The sequence below is a fragment of the Pseudomonas sp. CFBP13509 genome (assembly GCF_005233485.1).
Lineage (GTDB): Bacteria > Pseudomonadota > Gammaproteobacteria > Pseudomonadales > Pseudomonadaceae > Aquipseudomonas > Aquipseudomonas marginalis.
On sequence record NZ_QGAA01000016.1, the window covers coordinates 20,237 to 44,896 of the forward strand.

The 24,660-nt window shown below is 58.0% G+C and carries 22 protein-coding genes; 15 read left to right on the forward strand and 7 right to left on the reverse strand.

The window, feature by feature from the left end:
• Window positions 1-144: 144 nt before the first annotated feature.
• The gene (locus PspCFBP13509_RS23460; RefSeq protein ID WP_065926116.1) at window positions 145-654 is read left to right on the forward strand and encodes an Lrp/AsnC family transcriptional regulator; all 510 of its coding nucleotides are present in this window, start codon (window positions 145-147) and stop codon (window positions 652-654) included.
• A 7-nt stretch (window positions 655-661) separates the two neighbouring features.
• Here PspCFBP13509_RS23460 and PspCFBP13509_RS23465 read toward each other — a convergent pair whose 3' ends face one another.
• Complete coding sequence (locus tag PspCFBP13509_RS23465) at window positions 662-1,642, reverse strand: AraC family transcriptional regulator (protein ID WP_161985737.1); 981 nt, start codon at window positions 1,640-1,642, stop codon at window positions 662-664.
• 188 nt (window positions 1,643-1,830) lie between these two features.
• Here PspCFBP13509_RS23465 and PspCFBP13509_RS23470 point away from each other — a divergent pair, with 188 nt between their 5' ends.
• Together PspCFBP13509_RS23470 and PspCFBP13509_RS23475 are read left to right on the forward strand one after the other, a co-directional pair.
• Window positions 1,831-3,009, forward strand: coding sequence for an aldo/keto reductase (locus PspCFBP13509_RS23470; protein ID WP_065926114.1), 1,179 nt, complete (start codon window positions 1,831-1,833; stop codon window positions 3,007-3,009).
• 178 nt (window positions 3,010-3,187) lie between these two features.
• Window positions 3,188-3,898, forward strand: a complete 711-nt coding sequence (locus PspCFBP13509_RS23475) for a hypothetical protein (RefSeq protein WP_170252189.1) — start codon at window positions 3,188-3,190, stop codon at window positions 3,896-3,898.
• A 42-nt stretch (window positions 3,899-3,940) separates the two neighbouring features.
• On the opposite strand, the gene PspCFBP13509_RS23480 is transcribed toward PspCFBP13509_RS23475, so the two are convergent.
• Window positions 3,941-4,834, reverse strand: a complete 894-nt coding sequence (locus PspCFBP13509_RS23480) for a LysR family transcriptional regulator (protein ID WP_027603417.1) — start codon at window positions 4,832-4,834, stop codon at window positions 3,941-3,943.
• A 100-nt stretch (window positions 4,835-4,934) separates the two neighbouring features.
• On the opposite strand from PspCFBP13509_RS23480, the gene PspCFBP13509_RS23485 reads away from it, so the two are divergent.
• From PspCFBP13509_RS23485 to PspCFBP13509_RS23495, 3 genes are all read left to right on the forward strand, one after another.
• Window positions 4,935-6,104: a mandelate racemase/muconate lactonizing enzyme family protein gene (locus tag PspCFBP13509_RS23485; RefSeq protein WP_065939592.1), complete on the forward strand. Its 1,170-nt coding sequence runs from the start codon at window positions 4,935-4,937 to the stop codon at window positions 6,102-6,104.
• 102 nt (window positions 6,105-6,206) lie between these two features.
• Window positions 6,207-7,514 (forward strand): C4-dicarboxylate transporter DctA, encoded by a 1,308-nt coding sequence (gene dctA / locus PspCFBP13509_RS23490; RefSeq protein WP_027603415.1) that lies wholly within the window; start codon window positions 6,207-6,209, stop codon window positions 7,512-7,514.
• Window positions 7,515-7,637: 123 nt separating this feature from the next.
• Window positions 7,638-8,516, forward strand: coding sequence for an isocitrate lyase/PEP mutase family protein (locus tag PspCFBP13509_RS23495; protein WP_027603414.1), 879 nt, complete (start codon window positions 7,638-7,640; stop codon window positions 8,514-8,516).
• Between the two features lie 53 nt (window positions 8,517-8,569).
• Here the strand turns inward: PspCFBP13509_RS23495 and PspCFBP13509_RS23500 are convergent, their stop codons facing one another.
• Window positions 8,570-9,157: a TetR/AcrR family transcriptional regulator gene (locus PspCFBP13509_RS23500; protein ID WP_065926110.1), complete on the reverse strand. Its 588-nt coding sequence runs from the start codon at window positions 9,155-9,157 to the stop codon at window positions 8,570-8,572.
• A gap of 100 nt (window positions 9,158-9,257) precedes the next feature.
• Here PspCFBP13509_RS23500 and PspCFBP13509_RS23505 point away from each other — a divergent pair, with 100 nt between their 5' ends.
• Both PspCFBP13509_RS23505 and PspCFBP13509_RS23510 read left to right on the forward strand, forming a co-directional pair.
• On the forward strand, window positions 9,258-10,016 hold the full coding sequence (locus PspCFBP13509_RS23505; RefSeq protein WP_137212771.1) for an SDR family oxidoreductase: 759 nt from the start codon (window positions 9,258-9,260) through the stop codon (window positions 10,014-10,016).
• Between the two features lie 122 nt (window positions 10,017-10,138).
• On the forward strand, window positions 10,139-10,873 hold the full coding sequence (locus PspCFBP13509_RS23510) for an NADPH-dependent F420 reductase (protein WP_074845762.1): 735 nt from the start codon (window positions 10,139-10,141) through the stop codon (window positions 10,871-10,873).
• Window positions 10,874-10,936: 63 nt separating this feature from the next.
• Here PspCFBP13509_RS23510 and PspCFBP13509_RS23515 read toward each other — a convergent pair whose 3' ends face one another.
• On the reverse strand, window positions 10,937-11,347 hold the full coding sequence (locus PspCFBP13509_RS23515) for a winged helix-turn-helix transcriptional regulator (RefSeq protein WP_074845758.1): 411 nt from the start codon (window positions 11,345-11,347) through the stop codon (window positions 10,937-10,939).
• An 88-nt stretch (window positions 11,348-11,435) separates the two neighbouring features.
• Between PspCFBP13509_RS23515 and PspCFBP13509_RS23520 the strand changes: the two genes are divergently transcribed.
• Entirely contained in the window at window positions 11,436-12,284 is an 849-nt protein-coding gene (locus tag PspCFBP13509_RS23520; protein ID WP_065947793.1) for an SDR family oxidoreductase, read from the forward strand.
• A 165-nt stretch (window positions 12,285-12,449) separates the two neighbouring features.
• Here PspCFBP13509_RS23520 and PspCFBP13509_RS23525 read toward each other — a convergent pair whose 3' ends face one another.
• The 3 genes from PspCFBP13509_RS23525 to PspCFBP13509_RS23535 form a co-directional block, all read right to left on the reverse strand.
• Entirely contained in the window at window positions 12,450-14,648 is a 2,199-nt protein-coding gene (locus PspCFBP13509_RS23525; protein WP_074845749.1) for a TonB-dependent receptor, read from the reverse strand.
• Between the two features lie 99 nt (window positions 14,649-14,747).
• Window positions 14,748-15,173 carry a ParB N-terminal domain-containing protein gene (locus PspCFBP13509_RS23530; RefSeq protein ID WP_065926104.1) on the reverse strand — a complete coding sequence of 142 codons (426 nt, stop codon included), beginning with the start codon at window positions 15,171-15,173 and terminating at the stop codon, window positions 14,748-14,750.
• A 2-nt stretch (window positions 15,174-15,175) separates the two neighbouring features.
• The gene (locus PspCFBP13509_RS23535; RefSeq protein WP_065926103.1) at window positions 15,176-16,066 is read right to left on the reverse strand and encodes an HpcH/HpaI aldolase/citrate lyase family protein; all 891 of its coding nucleotides are present in this window, start codon (window positions 16,064-16,066) and stop codon (window positions 15,176-15,178) included.
• A gap of 611 nt (window positions 16,067-16,677) precedes the next feature.
• On the opposite strand from PspCFBP13509_RS23535, the gene PspCFBP13509_RS23540 reads away from it, so the two are divergent.
• Genes PspCFBP13509_RS23540 through PspCFBP13509_RS23565 form a run of 6 tightly spaced genes read left to right on the forward strand, consistent with a single transcriptional unit; the run spans window position 16,678 to window position 24,656 of the window.
• A complete protein-coding gene (locus tag PspCFBP13509_RS23540; RefSeq protein WP_242001097.1) occupies window positions 16,678-18,072 on the forward strand; it encodes a Y4yA family PLP-dependent enzyme in 1,395 nt (464 codons plus the stop codon).
• 14 nt (window positions 18,073-18,086) lie between these two features.
• On the forward strand, window positions 18,087-19,130 hold the full coding sequence (locus PspCFBP13509_RS23545) for a PLP-dependent cysteine synthase family protein (protein ID WP_065939576.1): 1,044 nt from the start codon (window positions 18,087-18,089) through the stop codon (window positions 19,128-19,130).
• A gap of 28 nt (window positions 19,131-19,158) precedes the next feature.
• A complete protein-coding gene (locus PspCFBP13509_RS23550; protein WP_065926100.1) occupies window positions 19,159-20,307 on the forward strand; it encodes an NAD/NADP-dependent octopine/nopaline dehydrogenase family protein in 1,149 nt (382 codons plus the stop codon).
• A gap of 37 nt (window positions 20,308-20,344) precedes the next feature.
• Window positions 20,345-22,195 carry an IucA/IucC family protein gene (locus tag PspCFBP13509_RS23555; protein ID WP_137212772.1) on the forward strand — a complete coding sequence of 617 codons (1,851 nt, stop codon included), beginning with the start codon at window positions 20,345-20,347 and terminating at the stop codon, window positions 22,193-22,195.
• Between the two features lie 16 nt (window positions 22,196-22,211).
• On the forward strand, window positions 22,212-23,456 hold the full coding sequence (locus tag PspCFBP13509_RS23560) for an MFS transporter (protein ID WP_065926098.1): 1,245 nt from the start codon (window positions 22,212-22,214) through the stop codon (window positions 23,454-23,456).
• Window positions 23,457-23,471: 15 nt separating this feature from the next.
• Window positions 23,472-24,656: an aminotransferase class V-fold PLP-dependent enzyme gene (locus PspCFBP13509_RS23565; protein ID WP_065926097.1), complete on the forward strand. Its 1,185-nt coding sequence runs from the start codon at window positions 23,472-23,474 to the stop codon at window positions 24,654-24,656.
• Window positions 24,657-24,660: the final 4 nt, after the last annotated feature.

Genomic DNA, 24,660 nt, shown 5'->3' on the forward strand with positions numbered 1-24,660 from the left:
GCCTTCCAGGTTCTTTCAGGCGGGCTTCGATGAGTTCAATATTAAGAAGATTTCCAAAAAGATGTGTTGCAAACTTCTACCACTTAAAGAACTATAATTTCTCGCTATAAATATCGAACATACTTTAATTGCGAATAAACAGTCATGAACGCAATAAACACTCGCAAGAAGCCAAGTGTATCGGCCCCGGTGCCGCAGCCGCTGGATCGAACCGACCGCGCCATTCTCAAGGCCCTGCAGCGAGATGCCTCCATCTCCAATGTGGCGCTGGCAGAGAAGGTGAAATTGAGTGCACCGGCGTGCCTCAGGCGCGTCGAGCGGCTCAAGCAAGTCGGCCTGATCAAAGGCATAGTCGCGCTGCTCGACAATGTCGCGCTGGATGCGGGGATGGTGGTGTTGATCGGCGTGGTGCTGGACCGCTCCACACCGGAATCCTTCGCCGCATTCGAGGCAGCCGCACAAAAAGTGTCCGGCTGCATGGAGTGCCATGTGGTGACGGGGGAGTTCGACTACTTCATGTTGATACGAACCAAGGACAGCAACAGTTTCAACCGGCTCCACGCGGAACAGTTGCTTTACCTGCCTGGGGTTCGCCAGATTCGATCGTTCATGGGCTTGCGTCAGGTCTTGTCGACCACCCACATTCCTCTTTGAAGCGTCGCTAGTCGAGCAGTCCGCCCTGCTCCCGTACGTGCTTGATGTCTCTCGAGGGCGGGGCTCCGAAACGCCGGGCATATTCACGGCTGAATTGAGCGACACTTTCATAGCCGACGCGCAACGCGGCGGTGTTCACGTCAACACGATCGGTCAACATCAGGCTGCGTGCGGCTTGCAGCCGTAACGCCTTTTGATACTGAACAGGGCTGGTGCCTGTCAGCTTGCGAAAACTGTGATGCAGCGTAGAGCTGGCCATTCCTGATCGTTCGGCGAGATCGGCCACGTGCAGCGGTTTGTCGTAGTGATGTTTCAGCCATTCAATGGCTCTTACGATGCCCTTGTCTCGATAACCGTCGCGGGTGACGCTGCGCAGCCAGTGCCCTGCACTACTTAGCAATAGCCGAACGCATATTTCCCGCTTGATCAGATCCGACATCAAGCCTGCTTCAAGCGGCCGTTCGATCAGCGTAGCGAGTCGAGCGAATGCGTCGAGCATCTCACTCGACGCCGCACCGGATACGAAGCCCCGCGCTTCAGTAGCCATTTCCTGCGCAGGCGGTTCCAAGGTCTGGATCACCTCGTTGAGCATGGAAAGGTTGAGCTTCAACACGACGGATAAATAGGGGGTTTCCTCGCTGGCAGCGGTAACACGGGCCAGTGTGGGGATGTCGACCGACGTGACGAAGAACGCCCCCTGCCCGAACTCACAGGCCTCCTCACCGAACGTGATCTCCTTCGCGCCCTGCAGAATGATGGCCACGCAAGGCTCATAAATGCAGTAAGTGGGCGTACCCAGGTCAGCCATTCGATAAAAGGCCAGACCTGGAATCGATGTTTTGCAGACCTCGTTCAAACCAATCTGCCGGGTGACTTTTTCGATCAGCCGCCTGAGCGCCTGGAGACGCTCGTTGGGCTGTATGGGATCGCGCAACGCCAGAGAATGCAGATGGCTGGAACCGAACTGCGAGAAGGAACCGCTCGTCATTACATGCGCCCCTGTTTACGGAATGTTCGAGTCTGCTGAGAGTGCGTGACCAACACAAGCGCATCGGCAGGATTGTGCAAAAAATATGGCGTATTAGGGTCACCCGGCCAACCCTCGTTGTTCTAACTTCCAGTACGAATACCGGCTTCGATGATCCCGTGAAACCTCGGTCGCGAAAGGAACGTTGGATGGACAGACGAGATTTTCTTACTTACTCGGCAGTGGGTACTGTTGCAGCCGCTTTGCTGCCAGCCTCGAGTGTCGCCAGTTCGGCAGCCCCAGCGCCCTCTTTACTGACAGAGCGCGGGAGCGTGATGCGTACTGAAGGCCGGCCAGTGCGCACAGGCCTGCCCCTCAATTCACCCTCGCCTACCCTGCGATACATGACGCCTCAACGCTTTGGCATGGGCGGGACACAGATTGGCAATATCTTTGCGCCGCTCAGCGACGAGCAGGCGGGCCTGGTTCTACAGGCCGCCTGGGACGCGGGTGTAAGGCTTTACGACACGTCGCCGTTCTACGGGTTTGGTTTGAGTGAATATCGGGTAGGCCGCTTTCTGCACGGCAAACATCCGAACGACTATGTGGTCTCCACCAAGGTAGGACGCGTTTTGACTGCCGCGGGTGGCCCCCGCGCGGACCATGCCATCTGGAAGTCACCCGCGCCCTTCAACTACCGGTATGACTACACCGCGGCAGGCGCACGGCGTTCCGTGGAAGACAGCCTGCAGCGGCTGGGGCTGCCGCGTATCGATATCGTGTTTATCCATGACATCTCGCCCGATAACAGCGAACTGGAAGGCGGTTGGGAAGCGGCGTATCGCATTGCGCGCACAGGGGCGATGGTTGAGCTTGAAAAGATGCGTGATGAGGGGCTCATCAAGGCATGGGGCTTCGGCGTCAATACGCCGAATGCTGTGGTCCAGGCAATGGCCGGTGATGACCCGACTCCCGACATCGTGTTGCTTGCCTGCCAGTATTCGCTCCTTGAGCACAGCGATGCGTTACGCAACACCTTTCCGGCGTTGAGCAGGAAGGGCACCAGCGTTGTGGTTGGAACACCACTGAACGATGGATTCCTGGGAGGACGCAGCCGATACAACTTCAGTCTGGATCTGCCTGCCGGAGCGGTGGAAAAGCGCGCGCGAATCATGGCGGTTGCCAAACGACATGGCATCGACATTCATACTGCCGCCCTGCAGTTCGCGGCAGCACATCCGCAAGTGTCAGCGATCATTCCGGGTGCCCGCACGCCGGGGCAGATCGTTTCCAATGTGCAGGCGATGAAGGTCGGTATCCCGGCAGCCTTTTGGGAGGAGCTCAAGAGCCGGAACCTGATCGATGCCCAAGCACCGGTCCCTTCCTGAGCAGGGTCTACGCCCGTGCAACCTACTGATGTGACGCTAGCGTCGCTGGCCTCATTTAACCCGAAACGTATCTTCCTGGTTGCAGCAACGCTGCAGATAGCAGCCGCTTGATCCGCCTGTTCCAGTAAGCAAACTGCGCACGCGTCCAACTAAAAACACTCGTCCAAGGCCGTAATAAATGAAGATACGCACGTCTTTCATGATTTTAGGCGGCCTGCTTGCGCTGTCCGGCAGTGGCTACTTACTCGCCGACACACTCGCGCTGAGCGTTACATTGCCGGCTCCACTCCCACAGCTAAAGGTGCTGACACTCCTTATAGGTATACACCTGCTCGGCATGTGCTTCGGTCTCGGTGGGGCGACGATGCTGGACCTCTGGATCCTGCGTTGGATGCGCCGGGGCAGCCTCCCGGTTGAAATCGGACGCACCTTTCACTTCATCAGCGACGCGGTCACTATTGGACTCTGCCTCCTGTGGCTTTCAGGCCTTGGTTTCCTTGCCCTTTACGCGATGGAGTCGCCGGAAAAGTTTGAAAACCCCAAACTCTGGGCGAAAGTCATTGTGGTGATCGTCCTGACCATCAACGGAATAATCATCCACGCGCTTGTGCTGCCAGAAGCCCTACGCGACCTGAGTCGCCCCCTGCTCTTTGGCGTATCCCGCAAAAGAGCGGCCTTGTTTCTCGCCTCCGGTGCAGTTTCGGGGGTGTCTTGGTACACGGCTTTTGCCTTCGGCATTTTTCGTGAGTTAAACAACAGTGTCACCTTCACCCTGCTGGTCATCATGTGGCTTACGCTGATAGTCGCCGCCTCTCTCGCCGCAATGCTGCTCTGGTTAAACTCTGCCGCGGGAACCAGAAAACCTCCGTCGCTCAGTCATCCGACGTGAAGATAAAGACCCGCTTGGGCATTGCGCGTAACTGAGCGCTCGTCATGTGGGAGCTTGGGGGTCACTACCCGCCCGGCTCCAAAACTCTTCAGCAGATTGACTGAGGATTGCTTTCGGGCGGGTCAGATGAATTTCCAGAGGTATGTCCCAGCTTTCGTCGAGCGCTCTGACTAAGCGCCCATCAAGAACTTCCTGCTCGGTAAGGCTCTTGGGCAGCCACGCCACACCTTTGCTTTCCAGGGCCATGGACATGAGTACCGCTGCAAGGTGGCTGCTGAAAAGCGGCTTGAGGTGAAGGTAATCTTCCTTGCCACGCAACCTGTGGGCGACGATACGTCCCAGTCCAGACTCATGGGTGTATGCGAGGTATGGCAATGCCGCGGGTGAGGTGCCGAAGTGAGTGGAAGCACTCGCAAGCGGAACGAGGACGTCCTCCCCCACCTTCTTGCCGGTGAACTGATCAGGCGCCAGTAAAGGCGGAACGTCGGGATGGCGGTGGCAGAGCAGGAACTGAACCTGACCATGTATCAGCATCTGCTCACAGACGGCCATGCTGTCCGAGTGCAGTTTCACTGCCTCAATGGGGGCACCGTTTTCTGAGCTTCGAAGCCACTTGGGAAAAAACGTAAACGACAGCGAATGAGTTGCCGCGAATTGCAACGACTTGGCGGCGATTCCTGCTACCTCTTGAGCCTCGTTGCGCATCCTGTACAAGTGTCGGGCCGCTTCCTGAGCACTGGGCAAAATTTGCCTTCCGGCCTCGGTAAGGGTTGCGCCTTGTGGTGTGCGCACAAACAACTCGACGCCCATCCAATTCTCCAGTGAGCGTACTCTTCGACTGAAGGCTGGCTGAGTAACATGGCGTGCCTCAGCGGCACGGACAAAGCTGCCGTACTCCGCAAGCGCTGAAAGATCTTCAAGCCAAACGAGTTCCAAGGGGCCATGCCTCCTGTGCATAGGGTCCGGCATTAATAGCATTGGGCGGGTGACATCGCAAAGCATAACGTGGGGCCACAAACAACAAGAGGAGCCCGTCATGCGTATCGTAGACATCCGTGAAAAAACAGTTTCCATTGCCTCCCCAATTGCCAATGCCTATATCGATTTTTCCAAGATGACCTGCTCGGTCGTCGCGGTCATCACCGATGTGATTCGCGATGGCAAACCCGTCATCGGCTACGGTTTCAACTCCAATGGCCGCTATGGCCAAGGCGCTCTGATGCGGGATCGTTTCCTGGCGCGTATCACGGAAGCTGATCCTGACACGCTCGTCGACCATGAAAACAACAACCTGGATCCGTTCGCCATCTGGAAAACCCTGATGACCAACGAAAAGCCAGGCGGCCACGGCGAGCGCTCGGTCGCGGTTGGCACCATCGACATGGCTGTATGGGATGCCGTCGCCAAGATTGAGGGCAAACCTCTGTATCGCCTGCTGGCTGACCGCTACCGTAACGGCGTGGCAGATGACAAGGTCTGGGTCTACGCAGCCGGTGGGTATTACTACCCAGGTAAAGACCAGACCAAGCTCAAAGCAGAAATGCAGAGCTATCTGGATCGTGGCTACGACGTCGTCAAAATGAAGATTGGGGCAGTACCGCTGGATGAGGATATTCGTCGCATCGAAGCGGTGCTTGAAGTGGTGGGTGACGGTCGTCGACTGGCGGTCGATGCCAACGGTCGTTTCGATCTACAGACCGGTATTGCTTACGCGGAAGCCATCAAGCAGTACAACCTCTTCTGGTACGAGGAGATCGGCGACCCGCTGGACTACGCACTTCAGGCTGAGCTCGCCAATCACTATGAGCTGCCCATGGCCACCGGGGAAAACCTGTTCTCCCACCAGGATGCCCGTAACCTTCTGCGTCACGGCGGAATGCGCCCTGATCGCGACTTCCTCCAGTTCGACTGCGCCCTGTCCTACGGGCTGGTGGAGTACATGCGCACCCTGAAAGTGATGGAAGACATGGGTTGGTCTTCCCGCCGCGTGGTTCCCCATGGTGGCCACCAGATGTCCCTGAACATCGCAGCCGGCCTGCACCTGGGCGGCAACGAATCCTACCCCGACGTGTTCCAGCCTTTCGGCGGCTTCGCCGACGGAATCAAGGTGGAAAATAGTTATGTCGGCCTGCCGGATATTCCAGGTGTTGGTTTCGAAGCCAAGTCCGCCTTGTACGCAGTCATGCGCGAGTTAGGCGAAGGCTGATCAACCTCGGTCTGCGGTTTCTTTTAAAGGGGCCGCAGACTCAGGCGTCATCCATTGACGCCAAACCACATGCCCATCACAAAAATAAAATGAGGTGCTTCCGTGGAAATGTCCAAGTCCCGCTGGTACAGCCAGCTGTATGTGCAGGTGCTGATCGGTATCGTCATCGGCGCTGCAATCGGTCACTTTGAACCGCAATTCGGAGCCAAGCTTCAACCTTTTGCGGATGGCTTTATCAAACTCATCAAAATGCTGTTGGCGCCGATTATTTTCGGTACTGTCGTGGTGGGTATCGCCAAGATGGGCAGCATCAAGGAGGTCGGGCGGATCGGCGTGAAGGCGCTGCTCTATTTTGAAATCCTTTCAACCATTGCGCTGGTCATCGGCCTTATTGTGGTCAATGTCGTAAAGCCAGGCGCCGGGATGAATATCAACGCTACCACGCTTGATGCCAGCGCTATCGCCAAGTACAGCCAAGCCGCCAGTGAGCAGGGCGGGACTATCGATTTCTTTCTCAACATCATCCCGAGCACCTTCATTGGCGCATTCTCGAATGGCGTCATGCTTCAGGTCATCTTGATTTCGGTATTGATGGGCATCGCCCTCGTTCAAATGGGTGAAACCAGCAAACCGCTGATCAATACCATCGACTTGTTTCTGCAAGGGCTGTTCAAGATCGTAGCAATGGTTATGCGCCTGGCGCCGATTGGCGCCGGCGCCGGGATGGCGTTCACGATAGGCAAGTACGGCATTGGTACCTTGCTGTCACTCGGCCAGTTGCTGGTCGCGCTCTACATCACGACCTTGATTTTCATCGTGGTCGTACTAGGGACGGTTGCTAGATGGTCAGGCATGCCGCTTATGCAATTTCTGCGTTATTTCAAAGATGAAATTCTCATCACGCTTGGCACCTGCTCAACCGAGGCCGTGCTTCCGCGAATGATGGTGAAACTTGAAAAGCTGGGCTGCAAGAAGTCAGTGGTGGGCATGGTGCTACCCACTGGATATGCCTTCAATGCGGATGGCACCTGCATTTACCTCACCATGGCGGCGATTTTTATCGCACAGGCAACCAATACGCCCCTGACGTTTATGGATCAGATGATTCTGCTGGGTGTCTTCCTGCTGACCTCAAAAGGCTCCGCTGGCGTGGCGGGTGCCGGGTTCATAACCCTTGCGGCAACGCTCACGACCATCCACTCCATTCCACTGGTAGGCCTTGTCCTGCTGTTGGGCATCGACCGCTTCCTCAACGAAGCGCGTGCCGTGACCAACCTGATCGGCAACGGTATCGGCACCATCGCCATTGCCAAATGGGACAACTCCTTTGACGTCGAAGCCTGCGAGCATGAAATTGCTGCAATGAAACACCAAAAAGCAGTGCGCAAAGCACTGTTGCCGCAAAAGTAATCAGCACAGTTTACCGGTCATTTGCGCATCAACCATGGCCATGACCGGTCGTGATTTCCAGGTCTCGTTCAACGCGGGACGATCCCAACGAAAACCGCGAATGAAGTGGATGGAGCCGAAAAAATGATCGAGCGATCTCATCATGAATTGCGCAAGACGTTTGGTGACTTACTTCACGGAACCGCCTGTAAATTTGCCGCGTCCGTATTCGATCCTATCTCGGTTCGCATGGCATCCGACCTTGGCTTTGAGGTTGCCATCCAAGGTGGTTCCGTCGCCTCGCTTCAAGTGCTCGGGGCACCTGACATTGCACTGCTCACGCTTGATGAGTACGTCGAACAGGTTTCTAGAGTCGGGCGGGCCAGTCAAATCCCAATCATCGGCGACGCTGATCATGGGTTCGGTAACGCACTTAATGTCATGCGAACAGTGACCGAACTTCAGAAAGCCGGGGTTGCCGCCCTGACGCTGGAAGACACCCACCTACCGGCCAAGTACGACGAGCAGTCGAACGTGCTTATCGAAAGGCAAGAAGCCGCAGCCAAGATCTACGCTGCACGATTTGCCCGTTCGGATGATGCGCTCAGCATCATTGCCAGAACGAATGTGGCCGCTACCACGCTGGAAGACTCCATCGCTCGCACTGCGGCCTATCAGAAGGCCGGAGCAGATGCGATTTGCCTGGTTGGCGTTAAGGATTTCCAGCACCTGGAAGCACTCACGGCACACCTCAGCGTGCCAATCATGCTGATCAACTACGGCAATCCGGCCCTGAGCGATGTCGAGAAACTGAGTGCCGCCAATGTGCGGGTCGTGGTCAATGGGCATGCCCCTTATTTGTCCGCAATCAAAGCGACCTACGAGGCGCTGCGCGAACAAAGCGGCACACACGCAAGCGAGCTTTCCCTTCCTGAGCTGCTTTCAAAATACACGCTCTCGGATAACTATCGTGAGTGGGCCAAGACCTACTTGAAGTCAGGGTACGATTCAAATTGCCCCTGAAACAGGCGGGCGGAGTGACCACCAGGTTGCTGGCAATAGGGCTGCCCTAAAGGCTACACGTTTTTCTTCAGGCTCTCGGGGCTGCCAGCGCACAGACCATCCATCACCAGGTTCATCAATCTGGCGAGACGCGAGCGCCATTCACTCTGGGCATCCATTTGCCATATGCCAGCAATGGCTAGAAAGAAATCGTCGTTGGTAATCCCGCTACGAATAGTTCCGGCCTTTTCATTCGCCCTCAAAAGCAACTCGGCGGCGGCCTGGACTGGAGCGTATCCCGATTTCCCTGGGAACTCGTAAACAGACGCAGCTTGTTGAATCGCAGCAGCGAGTCCTGCCTTTGTCATTGCGTATTCAGCGAGGCTGTCCATCCATTCCCGCAGGGCCTCCTTGGGCGGTTTTGTCGCGAGAAGCTGTTGCGCCAACGATGCCACCTGTTGCATCTCGAATTGATAGACCTCGAATACCAGTTTCTCTCGGGTGGCGAAGTGGCGATAGAACGTGCCCTGCCCCACCCCGGCCTTCTTCGCGATCGTGCTCAACGCAACCGCAGGATCGCTGGTCAGCTCGAGCACAGCGACTTCCAGTATCCGTTCGCGGTTTTTCTTGGCGTCAGAACGCATCACCAATTCGTCAGTCATGGACAAAGTTTTCCTTCATTGCATTGCTAATCGGACAATTGTCCGGTAATTTTGATCAAGCGGACACCTGTCCGTTTAAGCGTCGTTTCTGGAGTTTACTATGAACAGCACTGGCAACACGATTCTGGTTACTGGCGGCACCTCAGGCATCGGCCTCGGTCTGGCGCTCAGGCTTCACAAGGCGGGCAACACCGTCATCATTGCAGGACGTCGCAAGGCTCTGCTCGACAAGATCGTGTCGGAGCATCCGGGGATTGAATCCGTCGTGCTGGACGTCTGCGATCCACAATCCATCCAGCGCAGCTGCACAGCGCTTGCGACCAGCCATCCGAATCTGAACGTCCTTATAAACAACGCCGGGATCATGCACTGGGAGGATCTGACTGATCCGCAAAGCCTGAGCACGGCCGAAGATATCGTGACCACGAACTTACTTGGCACGATTCGTATGGTTTACGCGTTCACTCCCCAACTGATCAAGCAACCCAGTGCAACGATTGTGAATGTCAGTTCGGCGCTGGCATTCGTACCGCTGCCAGCCACACCGACCTACAGCGCAACCAAAGCTGCAGTTCACTCGTTCACTCAAAGTCTTCGAGTACAGCTGGAGAACTCGCCGGTTGAGGTTATAGAGCTTGCACCACCGGGGGTACGTACCACGTTGCTTGGGCAGGAAAACGACGAACACGCCATGCCCCTGGAGGCGTTTTTGGATGAAGTCTTCGAACTGCTCGAGATCTCTCCGACCCCACGGGAACTTGTCGTCGAGCGCGCCAAGCCCTTACGGTTTGCTGAAGCAAGCGGATCACATGATGATGTGCTGAAAATGCTGGCGGGATACAAACCACCGGCAGAATGATGTCAACCGTGTGAGTAGCCTCTGCTGCCATCGCGGTCACCCGATGGCATCTCGCAGCGCCCAGGATTGATCGGCACGGCTTGATAGCTTGATTATTGTTCGTAGGTGAGGATCCAATTGAAATGAAAATCGGAATTATCGGCGCAGGCAACATTGGCGCAACGCTTGCCCGTAAGCTCGCGGCGTGCGGCCATGAAGTCAAACTGGCAAATTCAAAGAGCCCTCATACCCTTGAGAACCTTGCCAACAAAATCGGTGTACACGCGGTGACCAAAGAAGACGCGGTGTGCGACGTGGACGCCGTAATCCTCTCTATCCCCTTTGCAAAGTACCCGGATCTGCGGCAAACATTGAGCAATCTTCCCGAGAAGGTCGTCATCATCGACACCTCCAATTACTATCCAGGACGAGACGGAGCGATCAAAGAAGTGGACGACGGCAAGCCCGAAAGCGTTTGGGTAAGCGAGCAGATTGGCCGCCCGGTGGTTAAGGCATGGAATGCCGTCCTCGCAGCAACGCTTGCCGACCACGGCCAACCGGTCGGGTCTTCCTCACGCATAGCCTTACCTGTAGCTGGCGGTGACATCAATGCTGAAGCGATCGCGCAAGATCTTGTAGAGGACACCGGCTTCACCGCGCTTGCCGCGGGTAGCCTTGAAGACTCGTGGCGTCAGCAACCCGGTACACCTGCCTATTGCACCGAACTGAAGTTGCCAGCGCTGAAGGCAGCCTTGTGCGCGGCAGATAAGTTGAGGGCGCCTCAAAACCGGGATGCCCTGATGGCCACGTTCATGACGCCCGGTGGCCATTTCACACACGAGGACATTGTTGCCATGAATCGGGAACTGACCGCCTGACTATCGGATTGGAGGGACTCTTGCCTAAGGTCCCGCCTGAGTGATCAATAGGTCGCAAGCCCGTTATGAAATCTGGCGAGAGCGTTGTTCCTCCAGAATCTTTGGCAGATTGCCTTCGATCCAGTCAACCAGGCCTTCGACATGGCGGGCTACTTCAGTTCCCATAGGGGTGAGGCTGTACTCAACGTGAGGCGGCACGACCGGATAGGATTTGCGCAGGACGAAACCATCGAGTTCCAAAAACTGGAGGGTCTGCGCAAGCATCTTTTCGCTGACGCCTCCAATCTTGCGACGCAGATCGCTGAAGCGATGCGTACCCGCGAGCAAGGCCACCAATACTAATACTCCCCAGCGGCTGCTGACGTGCTGGAGCACGACCCTCGAGGGACAATCCGGGTCGAATAATTCACCGCTGCGCAGTCGGTTGGCCACTGTTGCGGGACGGGTTGCTCCAGAGGGCTCGGAATCCGGCATGTTTACTTACCTTTAGGTACGTACTTACGAAAAGTTAGTTAAGGCCCTACTCTGCCTGTTCTATCACTTTTTGTAAAAGGAACCCCTCATGATCGCCGTCACCGGAGCCACCGGCCAACTTGGCCGCCTCGTTGTCCAGCAACTCAAGCAAAAAGTACCCGCGTCCAACCTGGTCGCGCTGGTGCGCAGCCCTGACAAGGCGAGTGATCTAGGCGTGGAGGCTCGTGTTGCCGACTATGACAATCCGCAAACCCTGGTCGCGGCGCTCAGCGGAGTCGACACGCTTCTACTCATTTCCTCAAGCGAAATAGGTAAGCGACTCTCACAGCATCGAAATGTCATCAACGCTGCAAGGCAGGCCGGTGTGAGTCGCGTCGTTTATACCAGTGTACTGCACGCGGATACCTCTTCATTGAGCCTCGCCGAGGAGCATCGGCAAACGGAAGCCGAGCTCAAAGCGTCGGGGTTGGCATTCACGATATTGCGTCATGGTTGGTATACCGAGAACTACACCGGCTTTATCGCTGGCGCGTTATCGGCCGGTGAATTTATCGGCAGTGCAGGTGATGGAAAGATTGCCGCGGCGACACGGGAAGATTTTGCCCAGGCCGCTGCCGTCGTGCTGACCCGCGACGATCAAGAGGGGAAGGTCTACGAGTTGGCGGGTGACAGCGCCTGGACGTTATCGGAACTCGCAGCCGAGGTTTCTCGGCAAACGGGTAGGAACATTCCCTACAAGAACTTGCCTGAAACTGACTACGCCTCTGCGTTAATCAATTTCGGCCTCCCGGAGCCACTCGCACAGGCCCTGGCTGGCTACGATGTCAACGCATCCCAAGGCGCACTTTTCGATGATAGCCATCAGCTTTCGACGCTGATCGGCAGGGCCACGACTTCACTTTCAGCAGCAGTGGCAATCGCGCTCAAAGGGCAATGATCGCAGGACACCGTGACGCCGCCGAGCAGCCACACCAACAAAGAGCGCAAGGGCTGTAAACCCCTGCGCACCGTTGAGCAATGGCGAATTCGGGTCAGTGACGATCGGGTGGCCAGCAAGGCTTAAGCTTATTGCTGGTGCATGATTGCTCCATACCGGCGCCCGTCAAAAATCGACGGTCGCCGATAGTTGCAAGGTACGCGGATACCCCGGGGAAAACGCACCATAAGAGGCCACGCCGGACCAGTACTCACGGTCGAACACATTCTGTACCGTGGCGCGGAATGTCGTCGGCCGCCCTTCTATCTTGGTGGCGTAACGCGCACCGGCGTCAATGCGGGTCCAGGCGTCGAGTTCCTGGGTGTTGGCCTGGTTGACGTATTGGCTGTCGGTGTAGATCGCACCACCCGTGAGGGTGAAACCTTCCAGCCAGGGGGTGTCGTATTCCGCCCACAGGTTGGCCTGGATATCGGGCACGCCGACCGGCTTGTTGCCCTGGTTAGCGGCAGTCGCCGACTTGGTCAGCTCGCCATCGAGGAAGGTCACGCCCCCCATCAAACGGGTGCCGGTGGCCACTTCGCCGAACACGCTGAGTTCCAGGCCACGGTTGCGCTGTTCGGCCTGCACCGAATACACGCCATTGGCGCCCAGTTCGCCGGCAGGTTTCTCGATCTGAAACAGCGCCAGTGTGGTCATGAAGGTGCCGTGTTCATACTTCACCCCCAGTTCGTGCTGCTTGGACTCATACGGCGCAAAGGTTTCCCCGGCGTTGCTCGCCGTGCCCGGTGCCGCATCGCCTTTGCTCAGCCCTTCGACGTAGTTGTAGTAGAGGGAGACGTCCTCCCAAGGCTTGACCACCACACCCAGCAACGGCGTGGTGGCGTTGGCGCTGTAACGCGAGCTGACGGTGCCGGCGGCATTGTAGTTACGCGACTCGATAAACTGCCGGCGTACGCCCAGGGTCAGTTGGAAACGGTCATCCAGCATCCCCAAGGTGTCGGTCAACGCCACGCCGGACAACTCCGACTCGGAGATTCGCAGCACCTTGGGCGTGTTGATGTATTGCTTGGGCGTGTCCACCGGGTGGTAGATATTGGAGAGGATTGTGGTGCCGTTGTTGATGCCCCGCGACAGCTCATCCTGGTAACGGGTCGCCATCAGCGTGGTGGTATGGGTTACCGGCCCGGTGGCGAAGAGCCCGCGCATCCCCACATCGGCGGTAGAACGGTCGACGTTGAACTTGTAATAGCCCGGGACGTTGCTGGTGTCACCCGCGTCATTGAGGATGCGCGGCACTTGGTCGGACATGCGTTTCACATCCGACTTGCCGCCCCCTGCATGGGCGAAAACGGTGAGGTTGTCGCTCAGATCATATTCACCGCCGAGCAATGCGGACTGTTCCTTGGTATCCGACCAACCCCACTTTTGCGGCAGACTGGTGCGGCCATTGGGGGCGGATGGCACGTCAACGCCCGGCGCGATGGTGAACGGGCGTGAGGCACCGTCGAAGCTTTCTTTCTGGCTGATGTAGTCCAGGTTCAGGCGCAGCCGCTCGCCACGATAATCCAGGGCAATCGCACCGATCCCTACGTCGCGATGCTGGTCGTTCACCGCCGTGTCGCCGCCCTGCAGGCTGCCGTTAAAGCGCACGCCGAACTGGTTTTCCTCACCAAAACGCCGACTGATATCCAGGTGCCCGCCCGCCTGGGAATCTGACGCGTAGCTACCGGTGAACCGGGTCAGGTCTTCCTCCAGCGGCCGTTTGGGAACGATGTTGATGACCCCACCCACGCCACTGTTGGGCGAGATGCCATACATCAAGGCACCCGGTCCCTTGAGCACTTCGACACGCTCGGCATACTCGGTAAAGACCCGGTAATTGGGGGCTACGCCATACACACCGTCGTAGGCCAGCTCACCCAGGTTGCCTTCGCCGATGGCGAAACCGCGAATGAAAAACGAATCGACGATACCGCCGGTCTGGCCGGTCGAGCGCACCGAGGGGTCGCGTTCCAGGGCATCGGCAACGGTAACGGTTTGCAGGTCGGCGAGGGTTTTGGCGGTGTAGCTGGTGACGCTGAACGGCGTGTCCATCACGTCTTTGTTGCCCATCATGCCCAGCCGCGCGCCGCGCGCCACCTGTCCACCGGGGAGGACTTCGGGCAACGCCGTCGGGCCGTTGTAGCGGCCGTCGATCGTGGTGGTGTCGAGGGTCAGGCTGGGCGTGCTGTCATCCGTGGCGGCAGGCGTTGGTGTCTCAGCCCAGGCATTGGCGCCCGCTGCGACCATGACGAAATTCAACAGGGCGGTTCGAATAGCGAGGGTTAACGCGCGTTCACCGCAGGGCCGACTGGCAACAGGCATGACGAGAGGATCCTTTCAACGAGAGAAAATGGGAATCACTCCTAATGCCAGTCGACGTGCGAAAAAGTATCACCCACCCACCTGATTTTTTTGCACGGCTCACTCGTACAGGCGATCCAGCGGGATCGCGATGACCGGTAGCGCCGGATCAAACACATGCCGTGTGGTCTTGTACGGAAAGATCTCGCCGCGGGCGATGGTGTTGAAAATCCGCGCGACCTCGAACGCGTGCCCCGTGTGCCAGTGCCGTACGCACACCCGTGGGTCCGCGTAGTCGAGCTGGATGCACGGCACCCGACACAGACCCAACTGCAACGCTGCATTCAGGCGATGGTTACCGTCCATCACGATGCCTTGCGAGCGCTCGACAATGATCGGTTCCAGCCAATGCCCTGCGCGGATAATCGAGTCGCATAGCCACTGCACATTCGCCGGGTCCACCTGTTCCGATTGCAGCACTTCGCACACCGGTCGCAGCGCAATCTGATAGGTCTGCGCAATGGCCCCTTCCTGTCCTGGCAGCATGTTCAGCAAGCTCCGGTCTTGGCGACCGCTGCGTGTCGGCGGGCCATGTCCAACAGGCGTTGCGCCTGCTCGATCAGCGGCAGGTCGACCATTTCGCCGTCAACTTGCACCGCATGGCTGCCCCCGGCCACGGCACTCATCACCCGACCCGCCCAGGCCAATTGCTGCGCATCGGGTAGAAATGCGCGCTGCACCGTCGCCAACTGCGCGGGATGGATGCACAGCTTGGCCCCGAACCCGAGGGAGCGAGCGTAGAGCGAGTCCTGGGCGACCACCGCCAGGTCGTTGATCGCCGGTGTGACTCCGTCGATCGGCGCCGGCAAACCTGCAGTGCGAGAGGCCAGCACGATGCGGTTGCGTGCGTACACAAACGCCTCAGGCACCTGGCCGCAATTGATATCCAGGGAAAAATCCAGCGAGCCAAAGGCCAGGCGTGACAGGCCGGGAACCGCAGCAATCGCCTCCACCTGCTGCAAGCCTCTGGCCGTCTCGATGATCGCGACAATGTGCAATTGGGGTTGCCACGCCAGCAACTGCTCGACCACCCGCGCCAAAGCTTGCGGCGCCTCGGCCTTGGGCAGGAATACCCCGGTGCAACGCTCGGGGTAACGCATGTCGCCCAACCACGTCAGGTCCTGGCGGAACAACGCGCTGCCGACGCTGTTGAGCCGGATAAACCGCTGGCACGCCACACTTGGCGCACTCTCCTGCCACGTCCAGATGGCAGCTCGAGCAGCGGCTTTGCTATCGGGATGAACCGCATCCTCAAGGTCCAGGATGATTGCATCCGCTCCGGCCTCAGCCGCTTTGGCAAAGCGCTCCGGACGGTTCCCCGGAACGAACAGGTAGCTGATGGGAAGCAGGGCAGTCGTGATCGGACGATCAGTGTTCATAGCAGTTCTCCTTGGCGTGCATCAGTCGTGGTTTTTGCAAAATTTTCAGGGGCCTCGGGGCGGCTGAATTGCGCCTCTGTCAGCGCCCTCGCCGATCAACGTTTAACCCCTTATTGATCAATGAATTAACAACGCTTTCAAACTTGGTACGAACGCCCGCAAGAGCGTGCAAATACACGTTCGCGCAACGCTGTTCGGCCGGGATCAATTAGAAATATTTGAAAACCTTACTTGATAATCGTTCTCGGTAGCAATATTGTTCACGCCGCCAAGAGAAACTTTTCATGATCCTAGGCAAGTCTTAACGCTCACCGAAAGTATGGCCTCTCGACATCATTTAACCATCACTCAGCGGTGAGTCAGATCAAGAAAAACGGCAGTTAGTGGCCGATAGCTACACCCGTATAAACCTTATGGAATGGGGTTCTTATGCAATTGTTTTATGAACCGGTTATTACCATCAAAGCCACAGTTTCGCCTGCAGGATTCGTGTGGCATCCACCGCCAAACGCATAAGCGTTAAAAACACGACGAACGACAAGACCACATTCATCGATCTCTTCCAGAGATTTAAATATGAATGACGACGCTATAAGCGCCAGGGGATAGTTATGTCTATTGAAATAACGCGCCTCAATGAAGCGCGCACTGAAGTTCATCTTTCGAAAATGCTTAATCCATTATTGGACGCATGTATCGCACAGCTGTTACATAGCCAACCCGACAAACTGCTTGAACTCGTTGCGCAACACGGCTCCCCCCTGAATCTTGTATGGCCACACGCCTTTGCACTGAACACCGGCGCATTGCAATCCGTGCTGGAACAGCATGAAGTCCGACATGCGATCTTCTATGGCGCCAAAGCCAACAAGTCACAATGTTTACTCGGCGCAGCCAAGGCGTCCGGTATCGGCGTCGACGTTTCCAGCATTTACGAGATGCAAGCAGCACTGCGCGCCGGTGTGCCGGCCGCTCAGTTGTGTGCCACCGGCCCGGCCAAAACCGAGGATTTTCATCGGGCGCTGGTCCATGCCGGTGCACTGATCTGCGTGGATTCGCTGGAAGAGTTCGACCATTTGAAAACACTGGTCGAAGCCAGCAGCGAGGCCATAAAGGCCAGGGTTTTACTGCGTTACAGGCCTAAAGCCTGTGGGACCAGCCGCTTCGGAATGGGGGCCGCGGACCTGCTGGTGTGCTTGCACTTACTGACCGGACTCAGGGCATTTTTTGACTTCGAGGGTTTCCATTTCCACCTCGGTGGCTATGGGTTCGAATCTCGAGCACAGGCCTTTCGTGAAGTGACCGATTTCGTCGATGTGGCTCGGACGATGGGGTTGGCTCCGACCATGATCGATATCGGCGGAGGTTTGCCCATCCGCTATGTCGAGCCACACGCCTACGAGCGCTTTCTACAAAACGACAATACGCCCAATCACTATTACAACCAGTCAGTACCCAAGTCTTATTACCCTTACGGCAGCAACTTGACGGCGAGCCAATGGTTAACGTTGTTTCTGGAAAGTGCCTTCTCGCCGCGACAAAACATTGCCCAGTACTTGAAAGCCAACAGCATAACCCTGGCATTGGAGCCGGGCCGAAGTCTGGTGGACCAAGCGGCAATTTCGGTATTTCGCATTACACGCAGCAAAAAACTGGCCAATAACAAAACGGTGTTATTTGTCGAAGGCAGCAGCTTCAGTGCCTGCGAAACATGGTTCGCGTCGGAATATCTGGTCGACCCGATTTTAATCAGCTCAGCGCCAACATCCGCCACACCAATGCAAGCCTATATTGCCGGGCATAGTTGCCTGGATGATGACGTCATCACCCACCGCCTGATCAACTTCACGACTTCCCCCAAGGCCGGCGACTTATTAATTTATGCCAACACCGCCGGCTATCAAATGGACTTACTGGAGAATGAGTTCCATCGTCACCCCCTGCCCCGGCGAATGGTGGCGACCTGTTGCACGTACGGTAACTACGCGTTTTCACCTGACGACTAAAGGAAGTACTTCATATGATACTGACTAAAGTTTCCGAGCTGATCGGCAATACGCCTATGTTGGGTATTTATATTCCGGGCACTGATGCCCGGTTGTTATTAAAGATAGAGAAAAACAATCCCGGCGGCAGTATCAAGGACCGCATGGCGCGCAACATGGTACTCGCCGCGCTCAAGTCCGGACGCTTGAAACCAGGTGGCGTGGTGGTTGAGTCGTCGTCGGGCAATACCGGCATCGGCCTGGCCATGGCCGCCGTCGAATTCGGCCTGCAATTTATCGCCGTGGTCGACCATCACGCGGCGCAGGACAAGATCGCGGTGATGAAGGCACTGGGCGCCGATATTCGGTTTGTCGCGGGAACTTATCGTGAAGATGAAGTCGCGGTGGTAGAGCGCCAGCGCCTGGCGGCCGAACTCGCCGAGCAGATCCCGGGGGCCGTGTTCATGAACCAGTCCGACAACGCGGCCAACGCCGGCGGCTACAGCGACTTTGTGCGGGAAACCATCGTTCAGGCCGAAGGTGTGATCGGCGCGTATGTCGGTTGCGTCGGTACCGGTGGGTCGATGACCGGGATTGCCCGAGGCCTTAAACAGCACAACCCCGACATTGTGACCGTGGCGGTGGAGCCCGCAGGTTCCATCGTTTTCGGGCATCCCGGCTATCCGTACTATCAGTCCGGTACCGGCACGCCTGCCGGGGACACAGTGGGGCTGGTGCTCGATTACAGCTGCATCGACCTGGGCGTGCAGGTCACCGACTCACAAGCCTTCGAGACCTCGCGCTATATCGCCCGCCACCTCGCCCTGCTGGTAGGCGGCTCGACCGGTGGCGCAATTTTCAAGGCCCTGGAGCTGATTCACAAAGGTGTACTGAGCGGCAATGTAGTAGTGCCGATTGCCGATGGCGGCGAAAAATACCTGCACACGGTCTTCGATGATAAGTGGCTGGAGGAACGCGACTTGCTCGACCCCGGCGTCGCGTCGCAGTTGGATGCCTGGCTGGGCAAGAACCACTGGCAGGAGTCCAGCTCCGCCCCGCTGCAACTGAGCGTCGCATGACCCTCTTTCGACCAAGGAGCGCCTCTGAATGAAACCGCTGAAAGTCGCCATTTGCGGCGGTGGCCGAACAGGTCATCTCAACGCCATTCTGTTCAAGCAACTGCCTGACGTCCAGGTTTCGCTGCTGACCAGCAACCTGGAAGTCGTCGACCACCACACGCGGCAGGTGCCGCTCCAGGCCCTGCTGCCGGACGGCTCCACATTGAACGCCCGGCTGGATCGGGTGACCGCCGAGGCCAGGCCCGCCGTCGAAGACGCCGACATCGTCATCATCACGGTGCCAGCCCATGCCCGTGCCAAAACCCTGCAGGCCATCGCGCCGCACTTGAGCACGAGCAAACCGGTGTACATCGGTGCGATTCCGGGCTTCTGCGGGTTCGACTGGCTGGCCGAGGCCACACTGGCAAACCACCCGAACCTGGTGATCTGGGGCATGAAGGACGTACCTCATACCGCCTTCGATCTCACCCCCGGTAGGTCGATAAAAATGGGCGGCGGCAAAAGCCAGTTATATGTCGCGACCCATGCCCGCGAATCCCAGGTGTCGCGCCAGCACTTGCACGACATCCTCACACGCCTCTACGGCCCTTGCGTCACGCTGCTCGATCACTACCTGGAGATCACCCTGACGCCCGGTAACCCGATCATGCACAGCTCGGTGATCTACGGGTTGATCGGCCCCTACGGGCAATGGCACCGCAAGATCTTTCCCCAGCGCCTGTGCTGGTGGACGGAGTGCCCCGAACTGGGCGCCTACTTCCTGGAACGCATGGATCAGGAAAGCCAGGAACTGTGCGCGGTCATCAGTGCGCGCATGGGCGTCGACCTGTCGTCCGTCAAATCCTTGAAACAGGAAATCGTCGAGGCGTACGGCGATCAGATTCGCGACCAGAGCAGCATGTTGTCCATTCTGCGCACCAACCAGGCCTACAACGACATCCTCGCGCCCATGGTGCCAGCCGGTGATAACCGCGCCGGGTATGTGATCGAGCGTGAGAGCCGTGCGTTCAACGAAGACGTCGCCTATGGCCTGGTGCTGCTGGTGGAAATGGCCAGGCGTTTTGAACTGAAAGTGCCCTATATCGAAGAAGTCCTGCACTGGAGCGTTGCCTACATGCAAGGCCTGCGCGACTCGGCGCTGGATTACTTCCCGAGCCAATGGCCTCGCACGGCATAACCCTTTTAATGAATGACTCAACAAGCAGAGAGCTGATATGGATGACCTCAACACCTTGATCGCCTACTCCCGCAAGAACGCCCTGCGCCGGCTGATTCGTTGCTTGTTTGCGGAAAATATCCTGGATCGTTCGGCGCTGGCGTTTACCCACGACGGCCAGCAGGCCACCTACCCGCTCAAGCAGAACGGCGCGCAGCTGTTTTTCTCCGAGATTGCGCTGGGCCCGGCCGACACGCTGGTCAATGACGGCGACGTGGTGCTACTGACGGCCGAAGGCGTGCGCCAGGTGATCACCCGCCATCAGGACCTGCTGGATGTACTGCGCGACAGTTTCGACTTCGAGCCCAGCGACGAAGGTGTGGCCGGTCTCAAGTCGGATATGGAAAACAGCCTGCTGAACGACGCCCACGCACGTCAGTTCCGCCAACACTGGAACGCGCGCCTGGCGCAGGCCGCTCAACGCCAGGGCCTCAGCAGCCTCACCGATTACCTGCGTCGGCATGCAAGCACCAAGGACGCCGCGATCTTGCTGGATCAGTGGGGCTCGCTGGAAGGCCACCCCTACTACCCGACCTGGAAAGCCCGCCCCGGGCTGAATGACGCTGAGGTCGAGCAACTGTCTCCGGAGTTCAACGCCCAGGTGCCCCTGCGGATAGCCGCCTTGCGTGCCGACATGGCCAAAAGCGAAAGCATGCCTCACGTGACCAACTACCACGCCTGGTTCGCCAGCAATTTCCCGGCACACTGGGAGCAATGGAAAGCGGCGCTCAACGCCAAAGGCCTGGATGAAACGCAATGGCTGCCCCTGCCGATTCATGTCTGGCACTTGCAGGCCTATGTGCTCAAGACGTTTGCTGCGGAAATCGAAGAAGGCCTGCTGATCACTGAGGGGCCGGATATTCAGACGCTGCCGACCATGTCATACCGCACGATGATGCCGGTCCTGGACCACGCTGCACCGCTGATCAAATTGCCCATCGCGTTGTGGATGACCAGCGAGTTGCGCAGCCTGCAAGCCAAGTCGATCCATATGGGGCCGCGCATCAGCACAGTGATCACGCAAATCCTGGAAGCCGAAAACGGTTTCGACCAGCAACTGGAAATCTTCCCGGAAGAAATCGGCGTGCGCTACCGCCACGCAATCACCCAGGACGACGTACCGGGAAAACACCTGTCCGTGGTGTTTCGTGCCAGCCGGCAAGCGTTCGAACGCAGCGATGAGCGTCTGCCGATCACCGTGGCTTCGTTGTTCACCCGTTTACCGGGCAGCGGTCGGCCGCTGTTTACCGACCTGATCGAACGCGACGGGGTGCGTGCCGACGCCGCCAGCGTAGAACAGTGGTTTCGCCACTATGCCAAGGTCGTCACCCACCCCGTGGTGGCAATCTATCTGCTGTACGGTATCGGGCTCGAAGCGCACCAGCAGAACACCATGGTGCTGTTCTCACCCGATGGCGTGCCGCGCAGCCTGCTGATCCGCGATTTTGGCGATGGCAGAACCTACGCCCCCCTGCTGGAAGAACGCGGTTATACGTTACAGCCGCATGTGCAGCCTGGCATTCTGCCTACGGTATTTAGCGGCGATATCGAGCCGGTGCGCATGTTTGTACTGGACGCCGCGTTCCTCACCCACTTGCATGAAATGGCCCTGTGGCTGACCAAGGAGTACGGCATGGACAACACACGTTTGTGGGCAATATTGCGCGAGGAAACCGAAAACGCCTTTGCCGCCGTGCGCGAGCGGGTCTCGCCGCAGGTGTGGGAGGTCGAGCGGCAGGCCTTTGTCGAGGATCCATGGCCTACCCGTTCGTTACTGCGCATGCATTTGATGCAGTATTCCAACTATCGTTTGCAGCACACCCTGACCAACCCGCTAGCTGCCGTTTAATCACTGAGGCCGTCTCATGTCCCAAGCAGGTGCCATCCAGGGTTCGCGTGTAAGAATCCTCATTTATCTTCTGTTCGCGATCCAGCTGGTCTCCATGGGCGCGATGGAAATGAGCGGGCCGTTCTGGCCCGTGCACCTGCGCGGGCTGGCGTCCTCGGAGTCGGTATTCAGCTTCGCCAGCATCGCCGTGTACGTCGGGCCGATGCTGGGCATCATGCTGACCAGTGCATTCTGGGGCCGTATCGGCGATCGCTACGGCCACAAGCTGATGATGATCCGCGCACTCGCGGGGTTGTCCCTGACCCAGCTCGGGCTGGCCTTTTTCAGTGACATCTGGGTCATCCTGGTCCTGCGTTTTCTGCAGGGCGCCTTTGCCGGCTATATAGCCCCGGCGCAGGCTTACGGGGTCAGTATCGAAGCGCCGTCGCGGCGGGCGCGGTTATTCGCGATCCTGCAGATATCGACCAATGTCGGCTCACTGCTCGGTGCGGTCGTAGGCGGCCTGATCCTCGATTACGCGACGTTTTTCTGGATCAACATCGTCGCCTCGGTGCTCTGTGCACTCTGTACCGTCATCGCCGCCGTGACCTTGCCGGATGTGCCTCCCGTACCAAAAAAGCCGACGGTGGCCACCCGCACGCCGGTCGCAGGCACCGACAGCGTATGGCGCAGCTCTCCGCTGCTGTCGCTGCTGTGCGTCATGGGCATCCTGCTGCTCGCGCGCATGCTGCCGCAGACCTCGTTCTCGCTGTATGTGAGCTCGACGTTCGAGGTCAACAACTCCGTCGTCGGCTTGTGCTACGGGTTGCTGGCGCTGGGCTTCATCCTGTCGGCAACGGCATGGTCGCGCTACTTCGAGCATCGTTCCCAGGCAGAAACCCTGCAACGCATCACATATGTCGTCATGGGCTGCATCGCCCTGACCGCCGTGGCGGGCGTAACGCGCAGCGCCGTGGTATTTATCGTCGCCTACTTCATTTGGGGGGTGCTGTTGGGGGCGACCACCCCCGTGCTGATGGCGTTGGTCTCGAAAACCGCCGACAGCTCGCGACAAGGCTACGTACTGGGTATTGCCCAAAGCACTGCGCAGTTCGCCTCGATTGCCGGCATCTCCATCGGTGGCTTGCTGAGCCAGGTCTACGGCCTGCAATACACCTATCTTTTCGTGTGCCTGGCCTATGCAGTGGCGCTGATTCCCATGGTCGCGCTGCGGTACTGGTCGGTGTCCGCGCCTTCCAATGGCGTTGCAGGCAGCGACTGAACAAGGAGTGAGGGTTTGAACATTGAACAACTGCGTGCCGATACACCGGGTGTCGAGCATCTGATCCATTTCAATAATGCCGGTGCGGCGCTGATGCCTGAGCCGGTGGTCCAGGTCATGACCGGGCACCTGCAACAGGAAGCCCGCCTCGGCGGGTATGAAGCGGCCGCCCGATGCGCGCCTGAACTGGACAATGTCTACACCGCCGTCGGGCGCCTGATCAATGCGCACCCCACTGAAATCGCAGTGGTCGAAAACGCCACCCGAGCCTGGGACATGGCCTTCTATTCACTGGCGCTCAAGCCCGGCGACGCCGTGCTGACCTCCATGACCGAATACGCCGGCAACTACATCCCATACCTGCAATTGAGGCAGCAGCGCGGGATCGAGATCCGGATCATCCCCAACGATGAACACGGCCAGGTGTGCCTCGCAGCCTTGGCGGCCATGCTTGAAGACGAGCGCGTCGCCCTGGTATCGCTGCCGATGATCGCCACCAACGGCGGGCCTGTGCAACCCGTCGAGCAGATCGGTGCCCTCGCCCGGGCGGCGGGTGTGTTGTTCCTGCTGGACGCTTGCCAAGGGGTGGGCCAGGTGCCGATCGATGTGCAAAAGATCGGCTGCCATATGCTCGCCGCCACCAGTCGAAAATACCTGCGCGGGCCGAGGGGCGTGGGGTTCCTGTACGTAGAACAATCCCTGTGCCAACGCCTGGAGCCGGTTTTTCTGGACCTGCATGCGGCGTCCTTGCTCACGGCAGACAGCTTTGAAATTCGTGCGGATGCGCGACGTTTTGAAAATTGGGAATGCAATGTTGCGGCCAAGCTGGGCCTGGGGGCCGCAGCGGAGTATGCGTTGGCGCAGGGTATCGAACCGATATGGCAGCGCATCCAGCACCTGGCGGGTTACTTACGCCATCGACTGACCGACGTGGCGGGTATCACCTCGCAGGACCTGGGCCCTGTAAAGTCCGGCATCGTCACCTTCAGTCATCGCCACCACAGCGCCCCACAGGTGCAGCAGTGGCTCGCAGCGCAACCCAAACGCATCAACGTGAGCACTTCGACAGCAGGCTCGACCCTGCTCGACATGCAGCAGCGGGGCTTGCTTGAGGTCAGCCGTGCATCGGTTCACGCTTACAACACCGAAGCTGAAATCGATTTGCTGATTGACGCCTTGATACGCCTGTCACACGCCTGATCAC

Coding starts and splice junctions, on each gene's coding strand:
- PspCFBP13509_RS23525 (WP_074845749.1), bottom strand. CDS start 14,648: ATGCCTGTTGCCAGTCGGCCCTGCGGTGAACGCGCGTTAACCCTCGCT.
- PspCFBP13509_RS23540 (WP_242001097.1), top strand. CDS start 16,678: ATGTCTATTGAAATAACGCGCCTCAATGAAGCGCGCACTGAAGTTCAT.
- PspCFBP13509_RS23470 (WP_065926114.1), top strand. CDS start 1,831: ATGGACAGACGAGATTTTCTTACTTACTCGGCAGTGGGTACTGTTGCA.
- PspCFBP13509_RS23550 (WP_065926100.1), top strand. CDS start 19,159: ATGAAACCGCTGAAAGTCGCCATTTGCGGCGGTGGCCGAACAGGTCAT.
- PspCFBP13509_RS23495 (WP_027603414.1), top strand. CDS start 7,638: ATGATCGAGCGATCTCATCATGAATTGCGCAAGACGTTTGGTGACTTA.
- PspCFBP13509_RS23560 (WP_065926098.1), top strand. CDS start 22,212: ATGTCCCAAGCAGGTGCCATCCAGGGTTCGCGTGTAAGAATCCTCATT.
- PspCFBP13509_RS23500 (WP_065926110.1), bottom strand. CDS start 9,157: ATGACTGACGAATTGGTGATGCGTTCTGACGCCAAGAAAAACCGCGAA.
- PspCFBP13509_RS23510 (WP_074845762.1), top strand. CDS start 10,139: ATGAAAATCGGAATTATCGGCGCAGGCAACATTGGCGCAACGCTTGCC.
- PspCFBP13509_RS23485 (WP_065939592.1), top strand. CDS start 4,935: ATGCGTATCGTAGACATCCGTGAAAAAACAGTTTCCATTGCCTCCCCA.
- PspCFBP13509_RS23545 (WP_065939576.1), top strand. CDS start 18,087: ATGATACTGACTAAAGTTTCCGAGCTGATCGGCAATACGCCTATGTTG.
- PspCFBP13509_RS23475 (WP_170252189.1), top strand. CDS start 3,188: ATGAAGATACGCACGTCTTTCATGATTTTAGGCGGCCTGCTTGCGCTG.
- PspCFBP13509_RS23555 (WP_137212772.1), top strand. CDS start 20,345: ATGGATGACCTCAACACCTTGATCGCCTACTCCCGCAAGAACGCCCTG.
- PspCFBP13509_RS23520 (WP_065947793.1), top strand. CDS start 11,436: ATGATCGCCGTCACCGGAGCCACCGGCCAACTTGGCCGCCTCGTTGTC.
- PspCFBP13509_RS23515 (WP_074845758.1), bottom strand. CDS start 11,347: ATGCCGGATTCCGAGCCCTCTGGAGCAACCCGTCCCGCAACAGTGGCC.
- PspCFBP13509_RS23460 (WP_065926116.1), top strand. CDS start 145: ATGAACGCAATAAACACTCGCAAGAAGCCAAGTGTATCGGCCCCGGTG.
- PspCFBP13509_RS23535 (WP_065926103.1), bottom strand. CDS start 16,066: ATGAACACTGATCGTCCGATCACGACTGCCCTGCTTCCCATCAGCTAC.
- PspCFBP13509_RS23465 (WP_161985737.1), bottom strand. CDS start 1,642: ATGACGAGCGGTTCCTTCTCGCAGTTCGGTTCCAGCCATCTGCATTCT.
- PspCFBP13509_RS23530 (WP_065926104.1), bottom strand. CDS start 15,173: ATGCTGCCAGGACAGGAAGGGGCCATTGCGCAGACCTATCAGATTGCG.
- PspCFBP13509_RS23505 (WP_137212771.1), top strand. CDS start 9,258: ATGAACAGCACTGGCAACACGATTCTGGTTACTGGCGGCACCTCAGGC.